The 1,161-nt window shown below is 45.3% G+C and carries 1 pseudogene; it reads right to left on the reverse strand.

Annotated features, from left to right (window positions below):
• Nucleotides 1-1,161, reverse strand: a pseudogene (locus B9T38_RS16490) (hypothetical protein); the annotation flags it as partial.

The following is a 1,161-nucleotide window of genomic DNA, read 5'->3' on the forward strand; positions in this document are numbered from 1 at the left end:
AAACTACTGTACCTGTACCAGCACTATCCTTAATCAATAGACTGCCCGCATTGCTTAGGGACAGTGTATCGTTCAGGCTGTATTTGTAGGTATTCGTCGCCGCATCATAGGTCGCTGTTGTATTCGTACCATCTGCAAAGTTAACAGTTTCTCCCAGCTGTACATTGTCTGCTGGGCTTACACCATTCACTGCAAAATTCAAACCTTTATCTGCCTGAGTCTTCGCATTAGTCGCAGTGCTATTTACTTGCTGAATTGCATCATGAACCGTATTGGCTCCCGCAACTCCACCAATATTTGTTGAGGTTAAATTGCCGGTTGCATCAATCTGTGTGCTGCTCCCCAATACATTCTTCACACTATTTTGCGCTGTATATAGCTGACTGCCATTCACTGCATCTGTCGATGTTGAATTGACATCCCCAGCTTTAACATTGGTGATCTTCTGATTGCCTGCATTGATCCCTGTTTTGCTGATGCTTGGGCTGTTCGCAACCAATGTGCCTGTACTGTCAACAAAGCTTAAGCCGGCATTATTGATGACTGTGCCACCTGCAGTTACACTGTCAAATACCACATCTTTCTTCGTCGCTACAGTGACCTTATTCCCTGCCTGTTCAACCGCAATGTTGTCACCAGCGATAAACGTTACTGTTTCATCTGGCGTGATCTGTTCAACTGAACTACCTGCCACTGCACCTGTGCCAGTTTTATCTGTCGTCAGTTTCCAGCCTGTATTCGCTATCGCTTTTACTGCATCAAGCTGACCACCATTCACAGCATCTTTAGATCCTGCTGCAACAAGACCATCTGTTACTCCTGTGATCTTACCTGTCGATGCATCTAGCTTAATGCTGCCTGACTGTACCCCTGTCTTGTCAACAGAAACTACTGTACCTGTACCAGCACTATCCTTAATCAATAGACTGCCCGCATTGCTTAGGGACAGTGTATCGTTCAGGCTGTATTTGTAGGTATTCGTCGCCGCATCATAGGTCGCTGTTGTATTCGTACCATCTGCAAAGTTAACAGTTTCTCCCAGCTGTACATTGTCTGCTGGGCTTACACCATTCACTGCAAAATTCAAACCTTTATCTGCCTGAGTCTTCGCATTAGTCGCAGTGCTATTTACTTGCTGAATTGCATCATGAACCGTATTGG

Source organism: Acinetobacter sp. ANC 4218 (assembly GCF_002135245.1).
In the GTDB taxonomy this organism is placed as follows: Bacteria; Pseudomonadota; Gammaproteobacteria; order Pseudomonadales; family Moraxellaceae; genus Acinetobacter.